The sequence below is a fragment of the Microbacterium proteolyticum genome (assembly GCF_030818075.1).
GTDB lineage: Bacteria > Actinomycetota > Actinomycetes > Actinomycetales > Microbacteriaceae > Microbacterium > Microbacterium proteolyticum_A.
Window position 1 is genome coordinate 2,487,477 of sequence record NZ_JAUSZZ010000001.1, and the last position, 21,107, is coordinate 2,508,583.

The window sequence follows — 21,107 nt, forward strand, 5'->3', positions numbered from 1 at the left end:
GAGATGCGCGCCACGACCTTCCGCGAGGACCTGGTGGTTCGCGAGATCCCGTCGCCGGCCGGACTCGCACCGTTCGCGCTCGCGCTGGCGGGTGACGTGCGGCCCGAGGAGCACTCGACGGATTCGCCCTTCGGCACGGGACGCTTCATCCTGCTGCATGACCCCGAGGAGCCGGAACCGTGGGGCGGTGCCTGGCGCATCGTGTGCTTCGCCCAAGCGCCGCTGGAGCCCGAGATCGGCGTCGATCCCCTGCTCGCCGAGGTCGCGTGGTCGTGGCTCATCGACGCGCTCGACTCGCGGGGAGCCGAGCGGCATTCCGAATCCGGCACCGCCACCAAGACCCTCTCGACCGGCTTCGGCGCTCTCGCCGCACAGGGTGAGGGCTCGCAGATCGAACTTCGCGCGTCATGGTCGCCGCGCGGTCCCTTCCGCCCGCACCTCGAGGCGTGGGCGGAGCTCGTATGCATGCTCGCCGGCCTCCCCCCGGGGTCGGAGGGTGTTGCCGTGTTCGGAGCCCGGAGGCCCACGCGTGGTTGATTACGTCGTCATCGAGGATGCCGCGGGGCTCAGTTCCGCGGCCGAGACCCTGGCCGGGGGCACGGGCCCCGTCGCCGTCGACGTCGAGCGCGCCTCGGGATTCCGGTACTCCCAGCGCGCGTACCTCATCCAGGTGTTCCGGCGCGGTGCGGGCGTGTTCCTCTTCGACCCGTCGACCATCGAGGACTTCTCGCCGCTGCAGGCGGCCCTCGGCGAGACGGAATGGGTGTTCCATGCCGCCAGCCAAGACCTGCCGTCTCTGCGCGAGCGCGGCCTCGAGCCGCCTTCCATCTTCGACACCGAACTCGGCTCGCGCCTCTTGGGCCATGAGCGGGTGGGACTCGGCGCGGTCGTCGAGCAGACGCTCGGGATCACTCTGGCCAAGGCGCACTCGGCCGCGGACTGGTCGACGCGCCCCCTTCCGGCATCCTGGCTCGAGTACGCCGCCCTCGACGTGGAGCACCTCATCGACGTCCGCGACGTGCTGACGGCCGAGCTGGAGGAGCAGCAGAAGACCGAGTTCGCCCGGCAGGAGTTCCAGGCGGTCCTCGACCGCCTGCCCAAGCCGGCGCGCGACGACCCCTGGCGCCGACTGAGCGGCCTGCACTCCGTGCGGGGGCGTCGCGCCCTGGCCGTCGCACGCTCGCTCTGGCTGGCGCGCGAGGACTATGCCCGCGAGCAGGACGTCGCCCCGGGGCGCCTGGTGCCCGACCGCGCCCTCGTTGCGGCCGTGCTCGCCGATCCGCCGACCAAGCAGGCGCTGGCCGGCGTGAAGGAGTTCAACGGGCGCGCCAGTCGCACGCAGCTCGACCGGTGGTGGAACGCCATCGTGGCGGGACGTGAGGCGACCGACCTCCCCGCGGATCGCGTCCCCAGCGACACGCTGCCTCCCCCGCGCGCGTGGGCCGACCGCAACCCCGAGGCGGACCGGCGGCTGAAGGCGGCCCGGCCAGCCATTGAGGCGCGCGCCGAAGAGCTGCGGATGCCGACCGAGAACCTGTTGACCCCCGAGACGCTGCGCCGCGTGGCGTGGGCGCCGCCGGCCGAGATCACGGCCGAGGCGATCGGGGCGGCTCTCGCCGAACTCGGTGCGCGCCCCTGGCAGATTGAGCAGACCGCACAGGTGATCGCCGATAGTTTTGTAGCTTCCCTCAATCCCGCCGAGGACCCCTCCCCCGCCGGTTCGTAGGTTCGGACAACCGATTCTTCGGCGCGAAACCGCTTTCCTAGGCTGGATTCATCCCCAACACAGGAGGCAGAGTGGCCGAGATGACGGACGTCTTCTTCGTCGACGGAATGCGCACCCCTTTCGGGCGCGCCGGCGAGAAGGGCATGTACTGGAACACCCGCGCCGACGACCTGGTCGTCAAGGCGATCATCGGGCTGATGGAGCGCAACGGCGACGTGCCGAAAGACCGGATCGACGACGTGGCGATCGCCGCGACGTCGCAGACGGGTGATCAGGGACTCACGCTCGGCCGCACCGCGGCGATCCTGGCGGGCCTGCCGATGACGGTGCCCGGCCTCTCGCGATCGAGCGTATGTGCGCCGGAGCCATGACGAGCGTGACCACCATGGGCGCCTCCATCGGCGTCGGCATGTACGACCTCGCTCTCGCCGGCGGCGTCGAGCACATGGGGCGCCACCCCATCGGCGGCAACGTCGACCCCAACCCGCGGTTCGTGGCCGAGAAGCTCGTCGACCCGGGCGCGCTCAACATGGGCGTGACGGCCGAGCGCATCCACGACCGCTTCCCGCACCTGACGAAGGAGCGCGCCGACCGTTTCGGCGCCGCGAGCCAGCACAAGGTGCAGGCCGCCTACGAGGCTGGCAAGATCCAGCCCGATCTCGTGCCCGTCGCGGTGAAGGATGCCGACGGCGCCTGGGGCCTCGCAACCGAGGACGAGGGTCGCCGCCCCGAGACGACGGTGGAAGGGCTCGCAACGCTGAAGACCCCGTTCCGCCCCCACGGGCGCGTCACCGCCGGGACGTCGTCACCGCTCACCGACGGTGCGACCATCAGCCTGCTCGCCGGCTCCGGCGCCGTGAAGGAGTTCGGGCTCGCGCCGAAGATGCGCATGGTCTCATTCGCGTTCGCGGGCGTGCAGCCCGAGATCATGGGCATCGGCCCGATCCCCTCGACCGAGAAGGCCTTGAAGAAGGCCGGCCTGACGATCGACGACATCGGGCTCTTCGAGCTCAACGAGGCGTTCGCCATCCAGGTGATCTCGCTGCTCGACCACTTCGGCATCGCCGACGACGACCCGCGCGTGAACCCGTGGGGCGGAGCCATCGCCGTCGGCCACCCGCTCGCGGCATCCGGAGTCCGTCTCATGATTCAACTGGCCGCCCAGTTCGCCGAGCGACCCGACGTGCGCTACGGCCTCACCGCCATGTGCGTGGGCCTCGGGCAGGGTGGCTCGGTCATCTGGGAGAACCCGTTCTTCGACGGAAAGAAGAAGCGCAAGTGACCGACTACTCGACGATCGACTTCTCCCCCCTCGACGCCCTGTCCGGCGACGAGGTGGTGACCCACTCCCCCGTCCGCGACGTGCGCCTGCCATCAGGGAACGTGCTCGCGCTGATCACGCTCGACAACGGCCGCGACCACACCCGCCCCAACACGCTCGGACCCGCGACGCTCGCCGAGCTCGACCGTACGCTCACTTCGCTGAAGGCGCGGGCGGCGGCGGGTGAGATCCACGCGGTCGCCGTCACCGGCAAGCAGTACATCCTCGCCGCAGGCGCCGACCTGTCGGAGGTGTCGCGACTCCCATCGAAAGACATCGCCCGTCTCATCGCCCAGCGCGGGCATCAGGTGATCGGCTCGTTGTCCGAGTTGGGTGTGCCGTCGTTCGCGTTCGTCAACGGCCTCGCCCTCGGTGGCGGGCTCGAGATCGCGCTGAACTCGACGTACCGCACGGTCGACGCCTCGGCGGCGGCGATCGCGCTGCCCGAGGTGTTTCTCGGCATCATCCCCGGGTGGGGCGGTGCGTACCTGCTGCCGAACCTCATCGGGATCGAGAACGCGCTCGAGGTCGTCGTCTCGAACCCGCTCAAGCAGAACCGCATGCTCAAGCCGCAGAAGGCGTTCGACCTCGGGATCATGGATGCCATCTTCCCGGCGGCCTCCTACCTCGAGGACTCGCTGCGGTGGGCGGACGGTGTGCTCACCGGCCGCGTGCGTGTGGAGCGCAAGAACGAGCCGGGCAAGCTCGAGCGCCTGACGAAGTGGCCCATCGCCATCAAGATGGCCCGCGGCATGCTCGAGTCGAAGATCGGCACCGTCCCCCGCTCCCCGTACGTCGCGCTCGACCTGCTCGACAAGGCCAAGAGCGGCACGAAGGCCGAGGGGTTCGCCCGCGAGGACGAGGCTCTCGCCGACCTCATCTCGGGCGACCAGTTCGCGGCATCCATGTACGCGTTCGATCTCGTGCAGAAGCGCGCGAAGCGTCCGGTCGGGGCTCCCGACAAGGCCCTGGCGAAGAGGGTCACGAAGGTCGGCGTCATCGGTGCGGGGCTCATGGCGTCGCAGTTCGCGCTGCTGTTCGTGCGGAAGCTGCGGGTGCCCGTCATCATCACCGACCTCGACCAGGGCCGGGTCGACAAGGGAGTGGCATCCATCCACGAGGAGATCGGGAAGCTCGAGGCGAAGGGTCGCCTGGACGGCGACACCGCCAACCAGCTTCGCGCCCTCGTGCACGGGACGACCGACCGCAGCGAGTTCGCGGACTGCGACTTCGTCATCGAGGCGGTGTTCGAGGAGGTCGGCGTCAAGCAGGACGTCTTCTCCGCGATCGAGAAGATCGTCGCCGAGGATGCCATCCTCGCCACGAACACCTCGTCGCTGTCGGTTGCCGAGATCGGGTCCGTGCTGCAGCATCCTGAGCGCCTCGTCGGATTCCACTTCTTCAACCCCGTCGCGGTCATGCCGCTCATCGAGGTCGTGAAGACGGATGCCACGTCGGATGCGGCTCTGTCGACCGCCTTCGTGGTCGCGAAGGGGCTGGGGAAGAACGCCGTGCTCACCGCCGACGCTCCCGGCTTCGTGGTGAACCGGCTGCTGGCGAAGGTCATGGGCGAGGCGGCGCGGGCTGTGTACGAAGGGACGCCGATCGCGACGGTGGAGAAGGCGTTCGCGCCGCTCGGCCTGCCGATGGGGCCGTTCCAGCTCATCGACCTCGTGGGCTGGAAGGTCGCCGCCCACGTGCAGGACACGATGGCGCACGCCTTCCCCGACCGGTTCTTCGCATCCGAGAACTTCCATGAGCTCGCGGCGCTGCCCGAGGTCGTCGAGAAAGACAAGGGCGGCCGCGTGACCGGCTGGACCAAGGCCGCGCAGAAGGTGCTGGTCACCCGCAAGACGCCGGTGGCGCCCGAGACGATCCTCGCTCGCGTGCAGGACGGTCTCGCGCAGGAGATCAAGATCATGCTCGACGAGGGCGTGGTCCCCGAGGTGCAGGACATCGACCTGTGCCTCATCCTCGGCGCCGGCTGGCCCTTCATCGACGGCGGGGCGTCGCCCTATCTCGACCGTGAGGGAGCGTCGGAGCGCGCCTTCGGCGACACCTTCCACCACCCGCCCATCCGCGGCATCGACGGCTGACCCCCGGCCAGACGACAGCGGCGCCGTCCCCGAGGGGCGGCGCCGCTGTCGTGCGTGGAGGGTGCCGCTGTCGTGCGGGGGGCGGCGCCGCTGTCGTGCGGGGGGCGGTGCCGCTGTCATGCGTGGGCGTCGCGCGTCACCAGGACAGGGCGTGCGCCGAGAACAGGGGGATCGCGTGGGTTTCGGCCTGTTGTCGTGGCATCCCCTGTTCTGGGCACACGGTCTGGTGGCGGCGCGGAGGAGCGGGCTGCGGCGAGAACAGGGCGTGCGGTGGAAACAGGGCGTGCGCCGAGAACAGGGGGATCGCGTGGGTTTCGGCCTGTTGTCGTGGCATCCCCTGTTCTGGTCACACGGTCTGGTGGCGTCGCGGAGGAGCGGGCTGCGGCGAGAACAGGGCGTGCGGTGGGAACGGGGCGTGCGGCGAGAACAGGGCGTTGGCGCCGGTTCTGGCCTATATCCGCGACATCCCCTGTTCTCGCGACCGAGGGGTGTACATAGGACGGGCCGTGTGCTGGCATCCCGGCCCGTCCTGAGTGGCCGTCGCGTCAGGGTCGCGACTTCTCCCACTCGTCGAGCGTCGGGATCGAGCCCGTCGGCGTCTGACGGGCGACCGGAATGCGCGTGCCGAGCACCTGGGCCACGACGTCGTGGGCGATCTTGGATGCCGTGAGGCCGGCATCCTCGAGGATCTGTTCACGCGTGGCGTGGTCGATGAACTCGTCGGGGATGCCGAGCTCGTCGACGGCCGTGTCGACGCCGGCCTCGCGCAGCACCTGGCGCACGCGCGTGCCGACTCCGCCGACGCGGATGCCGTCTTCGATGGTGATGACGAGGCGGTGCTCGCGGGCGAGCTCGACGATCGACGGCTGCACGGGGATCGCCCAGCGCGGGTCGATGACGGTCGCGCCGATGCCCTGGGCGCGGAGCCGCTCGGCGACCTCGAGCGCCAGGTGCACCATCGGACCGATACCGACCAGGAGTACGTCTTCGCCGGCCCCGCGGGAGAGCACGTCGACGCCGTCGGACAGCCGCTCGACGGCCTCGACGTCGGCCGGGACCTTGCCCTTGGGGTAGCGCACGACCGTCGGCGCGTCTTCGATGGCGACGGCCTCGCGGAACTCCTCGCGCAGGCGCGCAGCGTCACGGGGCGCGGCGATCCGGATGCCGGGAACGAGCTGCAGCATCGCGAGGTCCCAGATGCCGTGGTGGCTCGGACCGTCGGGGCCGGTCACCCCGGCGCGATCGAGCACGAACGTGACGCCCGCCTTGTGCAGGGCCACATCCATCATCACCTGATCGAACGCGCGGTTCATGAAGGTGGCGTAGATGGCGACGACCGGGTGCAGACCACCGAAGGCGAGACCGGCGGCGGACGCGACGGCGTGCTGCTCGGCGATACCGACGTCGTACACGCGCTCGGGGGAAGTGCTCGGAGAACAGCTGCAGACCGGTGGGGCGGAGCATCGCGGCGGTCATCGCGATGACGTCGTCGCGCTCGGCGCCGACCGCGGTGAGCTCCTCGGCGAACACGTCGGTCCATTGCGTGCCGCCGCCGGAGCCGATCGCCTCGCCGGTGATCGGGTCGATCTTGCCGACGGCGTGGAACTGGTCGGCCTCGTCGCTGAGGGCGGGCGCGTAGCCGCTGCCCTTGTCGGTGATCGCGTGCACGATGACGGGGGCGCCGTACGTCTTGGCGAGCTCGAGCGTCTCGATGAGCGATTCGAAGTCGTGGCCGTCGATCGGCCCGAGGTATTTGATATCGAGGTTGCTGTACAGCGCCTCGTTGTTGGTGAAGCGCGAGAGGAAGCCGTGGGTTCCGCCGCGGACCCCGCGATACACCGCGCGGGCGGCGGGTCCGAGGCGTCGGAAGAGCGTGTCGGACCCGCGGTGCAGCGTGCGGTACGCATCGTTCGTGCGGACGCGGTTGAGGTAGCGCGCCATGCCGCCGATGGTCGGAGCGTACGAACGACCGTTGTCGTTGACCACGATGACGAGGTTCCGGTCGTTGTCGTCGCTGATGTTGTTCAGCGCCTCCCAGGTCATGCCACCCGTGAGGGCACCGTCGCCGACGACGGCCACGACATGGCGGTCACGACGACCGGTCCGGCTGAACGCCCGCGACACTCCATCGGCCCAGCTGAGCGAACTCGACGCGTGCGACGACTCGACGATGTCGTGCTCGCTCTCGGAGCGCTGCGGGTAGCCGGCGAGGCCCCCGCGCGAGCGCAGGTTCTCGAAATCCTGGCGGCCTGTCAGCATCTTGTGGACGTACGACTGGTGGCCGGTGTCGAAGATGATGGGGTCGGCCGGTGAGTCGAAGACTTTGTGCAGGGCGATCGTGAGCTCGACGACGCCGAGGTTGGGGCCGAGATGGCCGCCGGTGCGAGCGACGTTCTCGACGAGGAAGGAACGGACCTCGGCCGCCAGCTCGCGTAGCTGGTCGGGGGTGAGGTCATCGAGGTCGCGGGGTCCGCGAATGCCGGGTAGGAGAGCCATACGACTCCTCTCGTGCGGTATGCGCGGGGGCGCGCGTACGGGTCGATTCTAGTCTCGGGGGCTGGCCGGAGCCCGGCAAAGGCTTGCGTCCGCCGACCTCGCATGCGCGTGAGTCGCCGGCATCTGTCGCCTCGGCTCGCTCGTGAGCGACAAACACTGGCGACTCACGCATCGGAAAACGAAGGCGCCCCGGGAGGCGAAGCTCCCGGGGCGCCTTCCTGTGGTGTCAGACGAGCGAACGCAGCACGTACTGCAGGATGCCGCCGTTGCGGTAGTAGTCGGCCTCACCGGGGGTGTCGATGCGGACCACGGCGTCGAACGTGATCGTCTGCTTGCCCTCGGGCGAGAACTCGCTCGGCTCGGCGGTGACCTTCACGGTCTTGGGCGTGACGCCCTCGTTGAGCTGCTCGATGCCCTCGATCGAGACGATCTCGGTGCCGTCGAGACCCAGCGACTTCCAGCTCTCGCCGGCCGGGAACTGCAGCGGCACGACGCCCATGCCGATGAGGTTGGAGCGGTGGATGCGCTCGAAGCTCTCGGTGATGACGGCCTTCACGCCGAGGAGGTTGGTGCCCTTGGCCGCCCAGTCGCGCGACGAGCCCGAGCCGTATTCCTTGCCGCCGAAGATCACCAGCGGGATGCCCTGATCCTGGTAGTTCTTGCTCGCGTCGTAGATGAACGACTGCGGGCCGCCCTCCTGCGTGAAGTCACGGGTGTAGCCACCCTCGACGACGGTCCCGTCGTTGACCGCGGCGGTGAGCTCGTTCTTCAGGCGGATGTTGGCGAACGTGCCGCGGATCATGACCTCGTGGTTGCCACGGCGCGAGCCGTAGGAGTTGAAGTCCTTCTGCGCGACGCCGTGCTCGGTGAGGTACTGCGCGGCCGGGGTGCCGGCCTTGATGTTGCCGGCCGGGCTAATGTGGTCGGTCGTGACCGAGTCGCCCAGGGTCGCCATGACGCGTGCACCGGTGATGTCGGTGACCGGCGACGGCTCCATCGACATGCCGTCGAAGTAGGGAGCCTTGCGCACGTACGTGGAGTCGGCATCCCACTCGAAGACCGGGCCGGTCGGCGTCGGCAGGTTCTTCCAGCGCTCGTCACCCTCGAAGACGGTGGCGTACTGCTGGATGAACTGCTCGCGCGAGATCGACGCGTCGATGATGGTCTGCACCTGGTCGGGCGCGGGCCAGATGTCCTTGAGGAACACGTCGTCGCCGTTCTGGTCCTTGCCCAGGGCGTCGGTCTCGAAGTCGAAGTTCATCGAGCCCGCGAGCGCGTAGGCGACGACCAGCGGCGGGGATGCCAGGTAGTTCATCTTCACGTCGGGGCTGATGCGACCCTCAAAGTTGCGGTTGCCCGAAAGGACGGCCGTGACGGCGAGGTCGTTCTCGTTGATGGCCTCGGAGACCTCTTCGATCAGCGGACCGGAGTTTCCGATGCAGATCGTGCAGCCGTAGCCGACGGTGTAGAAGTCGAGTCCCTCGAGCGCCTTGTCGAGGCCGGACTTCTCGTAGTAATCGGTGACGACCTTCGAGCCCGGGCCGAGCGTCGTCTTGACCCACGGCTTGCGCTTCAGGCCCTTGTCGACGGCGTTCTTGGCGAGCAGACCCGCCGCGATCATGACCGAGGGGTTCGACGTGTTCGTGCACGAGGTGATCGCCGCGAGGGTGACCGCACCGTTGTCGAGCAAGTAGGACTGGCCCTCGGGCGTGGTGACCTTGACCGGGTTCGACGCGTTGGCGGGGTGACCGGACGAGATCAGCACCTCTCTCTCGGTCACGTGCTCGTGCTCTTCGCCGGGGACGGAGCCCGGGTCGGATGCCGGGAACGTGCCGTCGACCTCGAGGTCGACGACCGAGTCGGACACCGCGCCGCCGGCGTAGTTGAGGATGTCCTTCTCGAACTGGTTCTTGGCCTCGGAGAGCAGGATGCGGTCCTGCGGACGCTTCGGACCGGCGATCGAGGGGACGACCGTCGACAGGTCGAGCTCCATGTACTCGCTGAACACGAGCTCACGGGCGGGGTCGTGCCAGAGCTTCTGCTCCTTGGCGTACGCCTCGACGAGGGCGACGGTCTGCTCGTCGCGACCGGTGAGACGCAGGTAGTCGAGCGTGACGTCGTCGATGGGGAACATCGCGGCGGTGGAGCCGAACTCGGGGCTCATGTTGCCGATGGTCGCGCGGTTCGCGAGCGGCACCGAGGCGACGCCCTCACCGTAGAACTCGACGAACTTGCCGACGACGCCGTGCTTGCGCAGCATGTCGGTGATGGTGAGCACCACGTCGGTCGCGGTGACGCCGGCGGGGATCTCGCCGGAGAGCTTGAAGCCGACGACGCGCGGGATGAGCATCGACACGGGCTGGCCCAGCATGGCCGCCTCGGCCTCGATGCCGCCGACGCCCCAGCCGAGCACGCCCAGGCCGTTGACCATCGTGGTGTGCGAGTCGGTGCCGACGCAGGTGTCGGGGTAGGCGCGCAGGACGCCGTCGACGGTGCGGTCGTAGATGACCTTGGCCAGGTGCTCGATGTTGACCTGGTGCACGATGCCGGTGCCCGGGGGGACGACCTTGAAGTCGTCGAACGCGGTCTGGCCCCAGCGGAGGAACTGGTACCGCTCGCCGTTGCGCTCGTACTCGATCTCGACGTTGCGCTCGAGGGCGTTCTCGCTGCCGAAGAGGTCGGCGATGACGGAGTGGTCGATGACCATCTCGGCGGGCGAGAGCGGGTTGATCTTGTTCGGGTCGCCGCCGAGGGCGGTGACCGCCTCGCGCATGGTTGCGAGGTCGACGATGCAGGGAACGCCGGTGAAGTCCTGCATGACCACGCGGGCGGGCGTGAACTGGATCTCGGTGTCGGGGTCGGCCTCGGGAACCCACGAGCCGAGCGCCTCGATCTGCTCCTTCGTGACATTGGCGCCGTCTTCGGTGCGGAGCAGGTTCTCCAGCAGCACCTTGAGGCTGAAGGGGAGCTTCTCGTGACCGGCGACCGTGTCGATCCGGAAGATCTCGTAGTCGGTGCTGCCGACTGTCAGGGTGCTCTTGGCACCGAAGCTGTCAACCGTGGACACGATCGTCTCCTTCGTCGGCGAATGCGCAGGCGTCGGCCCGCTCTCGACCATCTTCCCCGCCCTGCTCGGCCGACACCAGGAAGGTCGACCTAACCGTACGAGGGGACGGATTTATCTTGATGTCAAGATAATATCAGGACTCGCGGCGCGGGGAGAGGGAACGCACCACGAGCCACGTGACGGCCAACATGGGGGCGAAGAGCGGGAGCCCCATGACGATCTTGAGCGTGCCGAGAGCGGTCACGTCTCCCGCGAAGTACAGCGGCAGCTGGACGGCCAAGCGCGCCGCGAACAACGCCGCCCACGCCAGCGACAGCCACGTGTAGGCCAGACGCTTGCGGCGGTCCGCACGCCAGCGCGTGCCCTCGCCGAGCAGGTATCCCGCGGCCAGTCCGATGAGAGGCCAGCCGATCAGCGCCGACACCAGGAACGCGGTGCCGTAGGCGCCGTTGGTGAAGAAGCCGAAGACGAAGTTGTCCTGCCCGCGCCCGGTCACCAGCGCCAGCACGGCGGCACCGGCGGTGGCGAGCAGGCCGCCGATCGCGGCGCTCGGCGGCGACTTCGCGATCAGGCGCGCGAGAGTGAACACGACCGCGAGCCCGACCGACACTCCGAGACTCAGCCAGAGGTTGCCCTGGCGCGTCTCGGGGTCGATCGTGAGGGTGAACAGCACGACGAACGCCAGCGACGGCAGCACCGATTCGAGGATGCCGCGCACTCCCCCCATCGCCGACCACACGGCGGCACCCGTGGAACCGTGCTTCGCGGGGTCGAGACCCGCGCGTCGTGCGGCATTGCCGAGGGCCGCACCGACACTGTCGGCCGCGGACGGCGGCTCGAGCGGCACCCGGTCGCCGTCGGACGCCGGCCTGGTCGCGTCGTCGCTCATGCGGAGCCGGGGGTCGTCGGCATCCGGAGCGGGATGAGGTCGCGCGGGGGCATCGGCGAGGTGCCCCGCACCACGACGATCGAGCGGAAGAGGTCCTCGACCGCCGCCGCAGCCTCGATGTCGCTGGTCGCCGCTCCCCCGACGACGCCCCGCAGGAACCATCGCGGACCGTCGACGCCCACGAACCGCGCCAGACGCTTCGACGAGTTGTCGGTGCCGGCCATGACCGGCACCTCGGCGAGCAACTCGGGGCCGAGCGGTCCCTGGCGCTCCTCGACGCGACCGCCCTGCTGCTTCACCTGCTGGCGGATCTGTTCGCGCGTCTCCTCCCACAGGCCGCTCGAGCGCGGCGCGGCGAAGGGCTGCACCTGCAACGTGGAGTCGGCGTAGTCGAGGCCCACGGCCACGATGCGCTTGGTCTGCTCCTCGACCTCGAGGCGCAGGTTCAGACCCTCGCGCGGCAGGATCTTGATGCCGCCCAGGTCGATGTAGGGCCGCACCGGATTTGCCTCGGCCTCGTCGAAGGGGCCGGTGCTCTCACGGTCGAGCGGCGCGCTCTTGGCGGGCGGTGTCGTGTCGGCGACGGGCTCGAGATCGTCGGGAGTGGGCTGGGGGTCGGTCATCGGGTGCTCCCTTGCAGGCTCTGATATCCGCTCGATCCGAAGCCGCCCTGGCCGCGCACGCTCTCGGGGAGTTCGTCGACGGGGACGAAGCGCACGGAAGGGACGGGCATCACGATGAGCTGGGCGATGCGGTCTCCGACCGCGATGTCATATGCCTCGTCGAGGTCTGTGTTCAGCAGGGCGACCTTGATCTCGCCGCGGTACCCGGCGTCGATCGTCCCCGGGGAGTTGACGATCGTGATGCCGTGCTTCGCAGCGAGGCCGCTGCGCGGAACCACGAAGGCGGCGAACCCCTCGGGGAGCGCGATGCGCACCCCGGTGGAGACGAGCGCGCGGCGCCCGGGCTCCAGCCGAACGTTCTCGGCGGCGGTCAAGTCGGCTCCGGCGTCACCGGGGTGGGCGAAGACCGGGAGCTCGGATGCGACAATGAGGACGTCCACCGTTTCGGTCACCCCACGAGGGTAATGCAGAAGAGGGGGTGCGGCATCCGCACCGCAACCGAGTATCGCGAGCGATTGAGTCCGTCTCTGTGGGCGCTCGTCGCTGCCGCCGTGTGCGGGCCGATGGCCGCCGTCGTCTTCTCTCCGCTGGACACGACGCTCGCCCTGTTCGTCGGGCTGGTCGTCTCGGTCGCGATCGTGGCGGCACTTCTGGTGTTCTCGCCGGTCGTGGAGGTGCGTGACGCGGAGCTGCGCGCCGGTCGGGCGCACATCCCGGTCGATCTGCTGGGCGACCCCGTCGGCCTGGTGGCCGAGGAGGCCCGCACGGCCCGTGGGAGTGGTCTCGACCACCGGGCGTGGCATGTGATCCGTGGCGGGATCGACGGCATCGTCACGGTTCCCGTGACCGATCCCGACGATCCGACGCCGTCATGGGTGGTGTCCACCCGCACGCCGGATCGCCTCGTGGCGGCGATCCAGCGCGCTCAGGTCAGGCTGCGCACTCCAGGCAGATGAAGCCGGGGCCGCTCTCCTCCGCGATCTGGGAGCGGTGCTTCACCAGGAAGCAGTTCATGCAGGTGAACTCGTCCTCCTGGGCGGGGAGGACGACGACATCGAGCTCGATGTCGGAGAGGTCGGCGCCGGGCAGTTCGAAGCCCGAGGGGTTGTCGGCATCCTCGTTGTCGATCGACCCCGACGCCTTGTCGGGCACGCGCTCTTTGAGGGCCTCGATCGACTCGCTGTCGTCCTCGGTCTTGCGCGGTGCGTCGTAATCGGTTGCCATGCGTGCAGGTCTCTACTTCCGGATTTCGTGGTGCTGTGCCCCATCGGGTGCCCGATCGGGCGGCGATAGTTTGCATGACACGTCTTCGATAAGCAAATGCTCTTGACCGGGACTGCGTGTCGCGCGAGGCGTGAAACTCGCGGCGCGCCCGCGATATTCCCGGGAACGGCGGGGCGGGCATGTCAGCATGGGCGCTGACCGCAGATCGGAGGGGTGTTTCGCATGGAACAGCTCAAAGTCATCGGAACCGAGGATGACGTCCTCGTCGTTGCGACCCAGGCGGGCGAGCGCTTCGCTCTGCCGCTCGGCGAGGTGCTGCGCGCCGAGGCGCGCCGCGCGCGCCGAGACCGCGACGACGACGACCGCGCCCCGCGTCCCAGCCCCCGCGAGATCCAGGCGCACATCCGGGCCGGGATGTCCGCGCGCGAGGTGGCGACGCTTCTGAACGCCCGCGTGGAGGACATCGAGCGTTTCGAGGGCCCCGTGCTGGCCGAGCGCGAGCACGTCGTCAGCCAGGCCCTCGCCGTGCCGGTGCTGCTGGGCGGCACCCTGGAGCACGACGCCCCCGTCACCTTCGGGACGGCCGTCCGCGCCAAGCTCGCCGAGGCCGGCGCCTCCGCTGAGCGGTGGACGAGCTGGAAGGAGGGCACGAGCTGGATGGTCAAGCTCGAGTTCACCGCCAACGGCATCGACCACGACGCGCGCTGGGGATTCGATCCCCGCCGCGCCTCCCTCTCCCCCCAGAACGCCGACGCCATCCAGCTGTCGCGGCAGGGTTCGCTTCCCGAGGGGCTCATCCCGCGCCTGCGCGCGTTGGACAGCGTGCAGAAGGACGAGTCCCGGTTCGACAGCGGATCGTTCGGTCCGCGACGTCTCGACATCGAGGATGAGCCGGGCGTGGAGGCCACCGGACCGGTCGCCACGGCTGTCCAGGCTGCCGCGATCAAGCGCGCGCCCGACGCCCCGGTGACCTCATCGGAGACCGCCGACCTGCTCGAGGCACTGCGCCGTCGGCGCGGTCAGCGCGAGCCGCTGCCGGGCTCGGGCGAGGTCGAGCCCGAGCCGCGTCCGGTCGGTCCCCCGGTCGCACTCTTCGATGCGGTCGAGCCGGTGTTCACCGCCGAACCCGAGGCTCCGACGCCGGAGCCGGAGCGTCCGCAGGCGGACACGGCCCGTCGGGCCAAGGGGCGGCCGTCGATGCCGTCGTGGGACGAGATCGTCTTCGGCGCCCGTTCCGACGAGAGCTGACCGCGCCGGCGGACCGCCTGCCGCGCCCGCCGGCGGGCCGTCGTGCGAAGCGTCGTGCGTGGGGTTCGGCATCCCGGATTGGCGGTCGCCCCGCGGATGGACGGATGCCGACGGCGCGGTACGACCGCTGGTCTCAGGCGAACGCGCCCAGGCGCAGGAGCGGAACCGTGCGCTCCTCGTCGGTCAGGGAGCCGTGCTGCCCCACCATCCTCTGCGGGCGCTTGTCGGTCTCGCGGTCGTCGTAGTACGCGAAGCGGCCCCGGGGTGCGACCAGGACGTCGCCGATGCGCGGGCGCACGTCGTCGTCCACCGGACCGAAGAGCCCCGCCTCGATCGCCTCGTCACGCGTGAGGACCCAGGCTCGCGCGGCCTCGTGCTCCTTCCAGGCGGCGGCCACGGCATCCGCCCGCTCTTCACCGGCGTACAGGTGGAGCATGCGGGGTTCTCCGCCGATGAGGTCGACTCCCTCGAGCAGCGGGTCGCCCTCGCGGAGCAGGACGTGTCTGCGCGCCGGGACGTCCACCATGCCGTGGTCGGCCGTGACGAGCACGCCCGTGCGCGAATCGACGGTCTCGGCGAGCCGTCGCGCGGCGGTGTCGATCCGCTCGAGGGCATCGGTCCACCGGTCGGACTCCCAGCCGTCGCGATGGCCCGCGGTGTCGAGTTCGGGAGCGTAGAGGTAGGTGACGGACCCCGGATGCCGTGCGGCGAGGTCCGCGGCGAGTCGCACCCGCTCGTCGAGGTCGTCGGACGGGAAGAACGCCGCTCCCCGCAGCGTCGCTTCCGTGAACCCGCTACCGGTGTAGCTCGGCTTGGAGACCACGAAGGCGCGGCCGACGCGCGAGGCGAAGAGCGGCTCGCGACGCTGCCACGACAGCGGGTCGAGGCCGTCGGTCTCCCATCCGTGCAGCTGGTTCGACGCGATCAGGGTGCCGGGGATGCGCGTGCGATACCCGACGATGCCGTGGCTGCCCGGGCCGACGCCGGTCAGCAGGCTCGTCAGGGCCGCCGCGGTGGTCGAGGGGAACACCGTCCGTGCGACGTCGCGGCGACCGCCGGCCGCCGCGAGGAACCGCGCGTGCCCACGGCGGGCGGCCAGGTTGTGCGCACCGAGGCCGTCCACGAGGAACACGATGACGCTGCGGGCGGGGGCGAACCAGTCGGAGGTGCCGTCCAGCGCAGCGAGCGACTGCGTCATGACCTCGGTGAGGCTCCGAGAGCGCGGCGGGTCCGCCGGTAGGCTGAGTGACATCGGAGCAAGTCTTCCATACGGCTCCCGACCCCCGTCCGCGCCGGACGCCCGCCCGACCCGAGGCCGCCATTCATGCCCGATTCCCGTTCTTCCTCTCCCGTGACCGAGCGCATCGAAGACGTCGACGTCTCGACGGAGATGCAGGGGTCGTTCCTCGAGTACGCCTACTCGGTCATCTATTCGCGTGCCCTGCCCGACGCCCGCGACGGGCTCAAGCCCGTGCAGCGCCGCATCCTCTACCAGATGGCCGAGATGGGGCTGCGTCCCGATCGAGGGCACGTCAAGAGCGCGCGCGTCGTCGGCGAGGTGATGGGAAAGCTCCACCCGCACGGCGACGCACCCATCTACGACGCTCTCGTGCGACTCGCGCAGCACTTCACGCTGCGTGTGCCGCTGGTCGACGGCCACGGCAACTTCGGCTCGCTCGACGATGGGCCCGCCGCCTCGCGATACACCGAAGCGCGCCTCGCGCCCCCCGCGCTCGCGCTGACGGAGACGCTCGACGAGGACGTCGTCGACTTCATCCCCAACTACGACGGCCAGTTCCAGCAGCCCGAGGTGCTGCCCGCGGCCTTCCCGAATCTGCTGGTGAACGGCGCGACGGGCATCGCGGTCGGTATGGCGACCAACATGGCTCCGCACAACCTCGTCGAGGTCGTCGCGGCGGCGACGCACCTGCTCCAGCATCCGGATGCCACGGTGGAGGAGCTCATGGAGTTCGTCCCCGGACCCGACCTGCCCACGGGGGGCATCATCGTCGGCCTCGACGGCATCAAGGACGCTTACACGAACGGGCGCGGGACGTTCCGCACGCGCGCGAAAGCGTCGATCGAATCCCTCGGTCCGCGGCGCACCGGCATCGTCATCACCGAGCTGCCGTATCTCGTCGGCGCGGAGCGGGTGATCGAGAAGATCAAAGACGCCGTGCAGGCGAAGAAGCTCACGGGGATCGCCGACGTCACCGACCTCTCGGACCGTCACCACGGTCTGCGGCTGGTCATCGGCATCAAGACGGGCTTCGACCCCAAGGCCGTGCTCGAGCACCTGTACCGGCTGACGCCGCTCGAAGACTCGTTCGGCATCAACAACGTCGCGCTCGTCGACGGACAGCCGCAGACGCTGGGGCTGAAAGACCTGCTCCGCGTGTACCTCGACCACCGCATCCGCGTGGTCACCCGCCGCAGCCAGTACCGCCTGGCGCGCAAGCGCGAGCGCCTCCACCTCGTCGAGGGCCTGCTCATTGCGATCCTCGACATCGACGAGGTCATCCAGGTCATCCGCTCCTCCGACGACGGCGAGGCCGCACGCACGCGCCTGCAGGAGGTCTTCGATCTGTCGCATGCGCAGGCCGAGTACATCCTCGAGCTGCGGCTGCGGCGCCTGACGAAGTTCTCGCGGATCGAGCTCGAGGCCGAGCGCGACCAGTTGAACGCCGAGATCGCCGAGCTCGTCGAGCTGCTCGGCAGCGAGACCCTGCTGCGTCAGCAGGTGGCGCGAGAACTGGATGCCGCCGCGGAGGCGTACGGCACTCCTCGGCGCACCATGCTGTTGAACGGCGGGCCCGTCCAGCCGCGATCGGCGCGGGCCGCGGCCGCCGCCGACCTGCAGATCGCCGACGCTCCCTGCCGCGTGTACCTCTCGGTGACGGGACGCATGGTCCGCGCCGAACTCGTCACCGATGCGCCGGGAGGCGGAGTCGTCGCGCCCACGCGGAGGTCGAAGCACGACGCGATCCTCTCGTCGGTCGACACGACCACGCGCGGCGACATCGGCGCGGTGACCTCCGCCGGCCGCCTCGTGCGGTTCTCCCCCGTCGATCTGCCCTCGGTGCCCGCCAATTCGGTTCAGATGGGCGCGGGGATGAAGGTCGAGCAGTACCTCCCGCTCGGGAAGGGCGAACAGATCGTCGCCCTCGTCCCGCTCGTCGGTGGTCCCACGATCGCCCTCGGTACGGAGCAAGGCGTGGTCAAGCGCGTCGCCGCGAGCGAGCTGGGCACCAAGGACGAGATCGAGATCATCGCGCTTCGAGACGGCGACCGGGTGGTGGGCGCAGCGCCCGCCGGCGACAACGCCGAACTCGTCTTCGTCGCCAGCGACGCGCAACTGCTGCGATTCGACGCCTCGTCGGTCCGCCCGCAGGGACGCTCGGCCGGAGGCATGGCCGGCATCCGGTTGTCGGACGGTGCGCGCGTGATCGCCTTCGCGGTCGTCGGTGCGTCGGCGTTCGACGCGGTGGTGGTGACGATCGCCGGCTCGTCGGCGGCTCTCGCCGGAACGGATGCCGGGAGCGCGAAGGTCTCGGCGTTCACCGAGTTCCCGGCGAAGGGGCGTGCCACGGGCGGCGTGCGTGCGCAGCGTCTGCTGCGCGGTGAGGACGCCCTCGTGCTCGCCTGGGTCGGCACCGAGCCGCGCGCGGTCGGCAGCGACGGATCGGTGCGGACGCTGCCCGACTCGGGCGCGAAGCGCGACGCGTCGGGTCAACCGCTCGACGCGGTCGTCGGTGGGATCGGCACCGTCGTGCGCTGAGCACGCGCCGGCAGACGTCCGGGAGGGGCGATCCCCTTCCTGGCCGCGGCGCTGCCCGTGCCCGGCTGCGGGATTGCCGGGGACGCGCCGGTGGGGACGGTGTCGTCGCGGCGTGTCGTGCGGGACCTCTGCCGTTGCGCACGCGGAGCGATCCCGTGCCGCGGCGACGGTCAGACGTCGATGCTCTCCCGGGCCAGCCGGTCGCTCGAGTCGATGATGAACTCGCGCCGGGGTGCGACCTCGCTGCCCATCAACAGGTCGAACACCTCGGCTGCCCGCTCGATGTGTTCCACCTGCACCCGGCGAAGGGTGCGGCCGGCGCGGTCCATCGTGGTGGTCGCGAGCTGGTCGGCATCCATCTCTCCGAGGCCCTTGTACCGCTGAATGGGTTCCTGCCAGCGCTTGTTCGACTTCTTCAGCCGGGCGAGGAGGGCGTGGAGCTCCTGCTCGCTGTAGGTGTAGATCGTCTCGTTCGGCTTCGACCCCGGGTTCATCACGATCACGCGGTGCAACGGGGGAACCGCGGCGAACACCCGTCCGGCTTCCACGAGCGGACGCATGTAGCGGAAGAACAGCGTGAGGAGCAGCGTGCGGATGTGCGCTCCATCGACGTCGGCGTCGCTCATCAGGATGATCTTGCCGTAGCGGGCCGCGCTGAGGTCGAACGAGCGCCCGGAGCCGGCGCCGATCACCTGGATGATCGAGGCGCACTCGGCGTTCGAGAGCATGTCGCTGATCGAGGCCTTCTGCGTGTTGAGGATCTTGCCGCGGATGGGCAGCAGCGCCTGATACTCGCTGTTGCGGGCATCGCGTGCGGTGCCGAGCGCGGAGTTCCCCTCGACGATGAACAGCTCGGAGTTCTCGACGTCGTTCGAGCGGCAGTCGACGAGCTTCGACGGAAGCGACGACGATTCCAGCGCGTTCTTCCGGCGCTGCGTCTCTTTGTGCGTGCGCGCCGAGATCCGTGCCTTCATCTCGGACACGATCTTCTCGAGCAGCAGGGCGGTCTGCGTCTTGTCGTCGCGCTTGACGGAGGCGAACCGCGCCGCGAGTTCTTTCTGGACGACGGATGCCACGATCTGGCGCACGGCCGGAGTGCCGAGCACCTCTTTGGTCTGACCCTCGAACTGCGGTTCGGGGAGGCGCACGGTCAGCACAGCGGTGAGCCCCGCGAGCAGGTCGTCTTTCTCGACCTTGTCGTTGCCGACCTTGAGCTTGCGGGCGTTCTGCTCGACCTGGGCCCGCAGCACCTTCATCAGGCCCTGCTCGAAGCCCTGCTGGTGCGTGCCGCCCTTGGGCGTGGCGATGATGTTGACGAAGGACCGCGACGTGGTGTCGTAGCCGGTGCCCCATCGCACCGCGATGTCGACCTCGCACTCCCGCTGCACCTCGGTGGGGACCATGGAGCCGCCCGGCTGCAGAACGGGCACCGTCTCGCTGAAGGTGCCGGTGCCGGTGAGACGCCACGTGTCGGTGATCGCGGCGTCGGGTGCGAGGAAGTCGGCGAACTCCGAGATCCCGCCGTCGAAGCGGTAGCTCGTCTCGATGCGCTCCTCGGCGCGGTCGTCGAGCACGACGATCTCGAGCCCCGGCACGAGGAAGGCCGTCTGGCGCACGCGCTGGACGAGCTCGTCGTGGCCGAAGGCGGCATCCTTCGTGAAGATCTGCCGGTCGGCCCAGTAGCGGATCCGCGTCCCCGTCACCCCTCGCGGTGCCTTGCCGACCACGCGCAGCTCGCTGCTGCGTTCGAACGGTGTGAACGGCGAGTCGGGGCCGTCTCCCGCGAAGGTTCCGGGCTCTCCGCGGTGGAATGACATGGCGTACGTCTTGCCACCGCGGTCGACCTCGACGTCGAGGCGCTCCGACAGCGCGTTCACGACCGACGCGCCCACGCCGTGCAGACCACCGGATGCCGCGTACGAGCCGCCGCCGAACTTGCCGCCGGCGTGCAGCTTGGTGAAGACGACCTCGACACCGGTGAGACCGGTGCGGGGCTCCACATCGACCGGGATGCCGCGGGCACGGTCGCGCACCTCGACGCTGCCGTCGGCGTGCAAGACGATGTCGATGCGCGAGCCGTGGCCGGCGAGAGCCTCGTCGACGGAGTTGTCGATGATCTCCCAGAGGCAGTGCATGAGGCCGCGGGAGTCGGTGGAGCCGATGTACATCCCCGGGCGCTTGCGCACGGCTTCGAGGCCCTCGAGGACCTGCAGGTGGTGGGCGGAGTACTCGGACGTCACGGTTGCCCAGCGTAATCGGGGCCGCCGACATCGCCTGCCAGACACACAGCGTGCTCGGGTCACCGTACGCGCACAGCGAAATGTGATCAAGCTGCGGCATAGGGGAAACATCCGCGTGGTTGTATATGGAGACTCGCCCACGATCACCTGAGGAGGGCACCCGAGATGACCACCACGACTGCACCCGAAGCGTCTGTCCTCGACCACCGCCTGACGGCGGCGGATCGCTGCGACTCCTGCGGCGCTCAGGCCTACATCGCCGCCGAGGTCAACGGCAGCGAACTGCTGTTCTGCGCGCACCACGGCCGCAAGTACGAAGAGAAGCTCCGCAGCGTCGCCACCTCGTGGCACGACGAGACGGCGCGTCTCACCACCGCCGACTGAGATCTTTCCGCACGA

At 69.5% G+C, this 21,107-nt stretch carries 14 protein-coding genes and 2 pseudogenes; 8 read left to right on the top strand and 8 right to left on the bottom strand.

Annotation, left to right across the window (positions count from 1 at the left end; genetic code table 11):
- Window positions 1-3: 3 nt before the first annotated feature.
- The 4 genes and pseudogenes from QE392_RS11500 (at window position 4) to QE392_RS11515 (ending at window position 5,143) form a co-directional block, all read left to right on the top strand.
- The gene (locus QE392_RS11500; RefSeq protein ID WP_307454128.1) at window positions 4-537 is read left to right on the top strand and encodes a DUF3000 domain-containing protein; all 534 of its coding nucleotides are present in this window, start codon (window positions 4-6) and stop codon (window positions 535-537) included.
- Window positions 530-1,726, top strand: a complete 1,197-nt coding sequence (locus QE392_RS11505) for a ribonuclease D (RefSeq protein ID WP_307451799.1) — start codon at window positions 530-532, stop codon at window positions 1,724-1,726. Before QE392_RS11500 ends, QE392_RS11505 begins: the two co-directional genes overlap by 8 nt.
- Window positions 1,727-1,797: 71 nt before the next feature.
- Window positions 1,798-3,008: pseudogene (locus QE392_RS11510) on the top strand (thiolase family protein).
- Window positions 3,005-5,143, top strand: coding sequence for a 3-hydroxyacyl-CoA dehydrogenase NAD-binding domain-containing protein (locus QE392_RS11515; RefSeq protein WP_307451801.1), 2,139 nt, complete (start codon window positions 3,005-3,007; stop codon window positions 5,141-5,143). Before QE392_RS11510 ends, QE392_RS11515 begins: the two are co-directional and overlap by 4 nt.
- A 545-nt stretch (window positions 5,144-5,688) precedes the next feature.
- On the opposite strand, the pseudogene dxs reads toward QE392_RS11515, so the two are convergent.
- From dxs to dut, 5 genes and pseudogenes are all read right to left on the bottom strand, one after another.
- Window positions 5,689-7,639: pseudogene (gene dxs, locus QE392_RS11520) on the bottom strand (1-deoxy-D-xylulose-5-phosphate synthase).
- Between the two features lie 226 nt (window positions 7,640-7,865).
- Complete coding sequence (gene acnA / locus QE392_RS11525) at window positions 7,866-10,706, bottom strand: aconitate hydratase AcnA (protein ID WP_307451803.1); 2,841 nt, start codon at window positions 10,704-10,706, stop codon at window positions 7,866-7,868.
- 133 nt (window positions 10,707-10,839) lie between these two features.
- Entirely contained in the window at window positions 10,840-11,595 is a 756-nt protein-coding gene (locus QE392_RS11530) for a DUF3159 domain-containing protein (protein WP_307451805.1), read from the bottom strand.
- Entirely contained in the window at window positions 11,592-12,218 is a 627-nt protein-coding gene (locus QE392_RS11535) for a DUF3710 domain-containing protein (RefSeq protein WP_307451808.1), read from the bottom strand. Before QE392_RS11535 ends, QE392_RS11530 begins: the two co-directional genes overlap by 4 nt.
- Entirely contained in the window at window positions 12,215-12,670 is a 456-nt protein-coding gene (gene dut, locus QE392_RS11540; RefSeq protein WP_307451810.1) for a dUTP diphosphatase, read from the bottom strand. Before dut ends, QE392_RS11535 begins: the two co-directional genes overlap by 4 nt.
- Window positions 12,671-12,682: 12 nt before the next feature.
- Between dut and QE392_RS11545 the strand changes: the two genes are divergently transcribed.
- The gene (locus QE392_RS11545; protein ID WP_307451812.1) at window positions 12,683-13,174 is read left to right on the top strand and encodes a DUF3093 domain-containing protein; all 492 of its coding nucleotides are present in this window, start codon (window positions 12,683-12,685) and stop codon (window positions 13,172-13,174) included.
- Here the strand turns inward: QE392_RS11545 and QE392_RS11550 are convergent.
- Entirely contained in the window at window positions 13,149-13,442 is a 294-nt protein-coding gene (locus QE392_RS11550) for a DUF4193 domain-containing protein (protein ID WP_055837222.1), read from the bottom strand. The two genes, QE392_RS11545 and QE392_RS11550, sit on opposite strands and share 26 nt — an antisense overlap.
- Window positions 13,443-13,664: 222 nt before the next feature.
- On the opposite strand from QE392_RS11550, the gene sepH reads away from it, so the two are divergent.
- Entirely contained in the window at window positions 13,665-14,690 is a 1,026-nt protein-coding gene (gene sepH / locus QE392_RS11555; protein WP_307451814.1) for a septation protein SepH, read from the top strand.
- Window positions 14,691-14,823: 133 nt separating this feature from the next.
- Here sepH and QE392_RS11560 read toward each other — a convergent pair whose 3' ends face one another.
- Entirely contained in the window at window positions 14,824-15,888 is a 1,065-nt protein-coding gene (locus QE392_RS11560; RefSeq protein WP_307451816.1) for an alkaline phosphatase family protein, read from the bottom strand.
- A gap of 126 nt (window positions 15,889-16,014) precedes the next feature.
- Here QE392_RS11560 and QE392_RS11565 point away from each other — a divergent pair, with 126 nt between their 5' ends.
- Complete coding sequence (locus QE392_RS11565) at window positions 16,015-18,468, top strand: DNA gyrase/topoisomerase IV subunit A (protein ID WP_307451819.1); 2,454 nt, start codon at window positions 16,015-16,017, stop codon at window positions 18,466-18,468.
- A gap of 170 nt (window positions 18,469-18,638) precedes the next feature.
- Here the strand turns inward: QE392_RS11565 and QE392_RS11570 are convergent, their stop codons facing one another.
- Window positions 18,639-20,708, bottom strand: a complete 2,070-nt coding sequence (locus tag QE392_RS11570; RefSeq protein WP_307451821.1) for a DNA gyrase/topoisomerase IV subunit B — start codon at window positions 20,706-20,708, stop codon at window positions 18,639-18,641.
- A 165-nt stretch (window positions 20,709-20,873) separates the two neighbouring features.
- On the opposite strand from QE392_RS11570, the gene QE392_RS11575 reads away from it, so the two are divergent.
- Window positions 20,874-21,092 carry a DUF7455 domain-containing protein gene (locus QE392_RS11575; RefSeq protein ID WP_307451824.1) on the top strand — a complete coding sequence of 73 codons (219 nt, stop codon included), beginning with the start codon at window positions 20,874-20,876 and terminating at the stop codon, window positions 21,090-21,092.
- Window positions 21,093-21,107: the final 15 nt, after the last annotated feature.

Excerpts from the sequence above, each read along its gene's own strand:
- QE392_RS11560 (WP_307451816.1), bottom strand. The coding sequence starts at position 15,888 with ATGACGCAGTCGCTCGCTGCGCTGGACGGCACCTCCGACTGGTTCGCC.
- QE392_RS11530 (WP_307451805.1), bottom strand. The coding sequence starts at position 11,595 with ATGAGCGACGACGCGACCAGGCCGGCGTCCGACGGCGACCGGGTGCCG.
- QE392_RS11500 (WP_307454128.1), top strand. The coding sequence starts at position 4 with ATGCGCGCCACGACCTTCCGCGAGGACCTGGTGGTTCGCGAGATCCCG.
- QE392_RS11545 (WP_307451812.1), top strand. The coding sequence starts at position 12,683 with ATGCAGAAGAGGGGGTGCGGCATCCGCACCGCAACCGAGTATCGCGAG.
- sepH (WP_307451814.1), top strand. The coding sequence starts at position 13,665 with ATGGAACAGCTCAAAGTCATCGGAACCGAGGATGACGTCCTCGTCGTT.
- QE392_RS11550 (WP_055837222.1), bottom strand. The coding sequence starts at position 13,442 with ATGGCAACCGATTACGACGCACCGCGCAAGACCGAGGACGACAGCGAG.
- QE392_RS11565 (WP_307451819.1), top strand. The coding sequence starts at position 16,015 with ATGCCCGATTCCCGTTCTTCCTCTCCCGTGACCGAGCGCATCGAAGAC.
- QE392_RS11535 (WP_307451808.1), bottom strand. The coding sequence starts at position 12,218 with ATGACCGACCCCCAGCCCACTCCCGACGATCTCGAGCCCGTCGCCGAC.
- QE392_RS11575 (WP_307451824.1), top strand. The coding sequence starts at position 20,874 with ATGACCACCACGACTGCACCCGAAGCGTCTGTCCTCGACCACCGCCTG.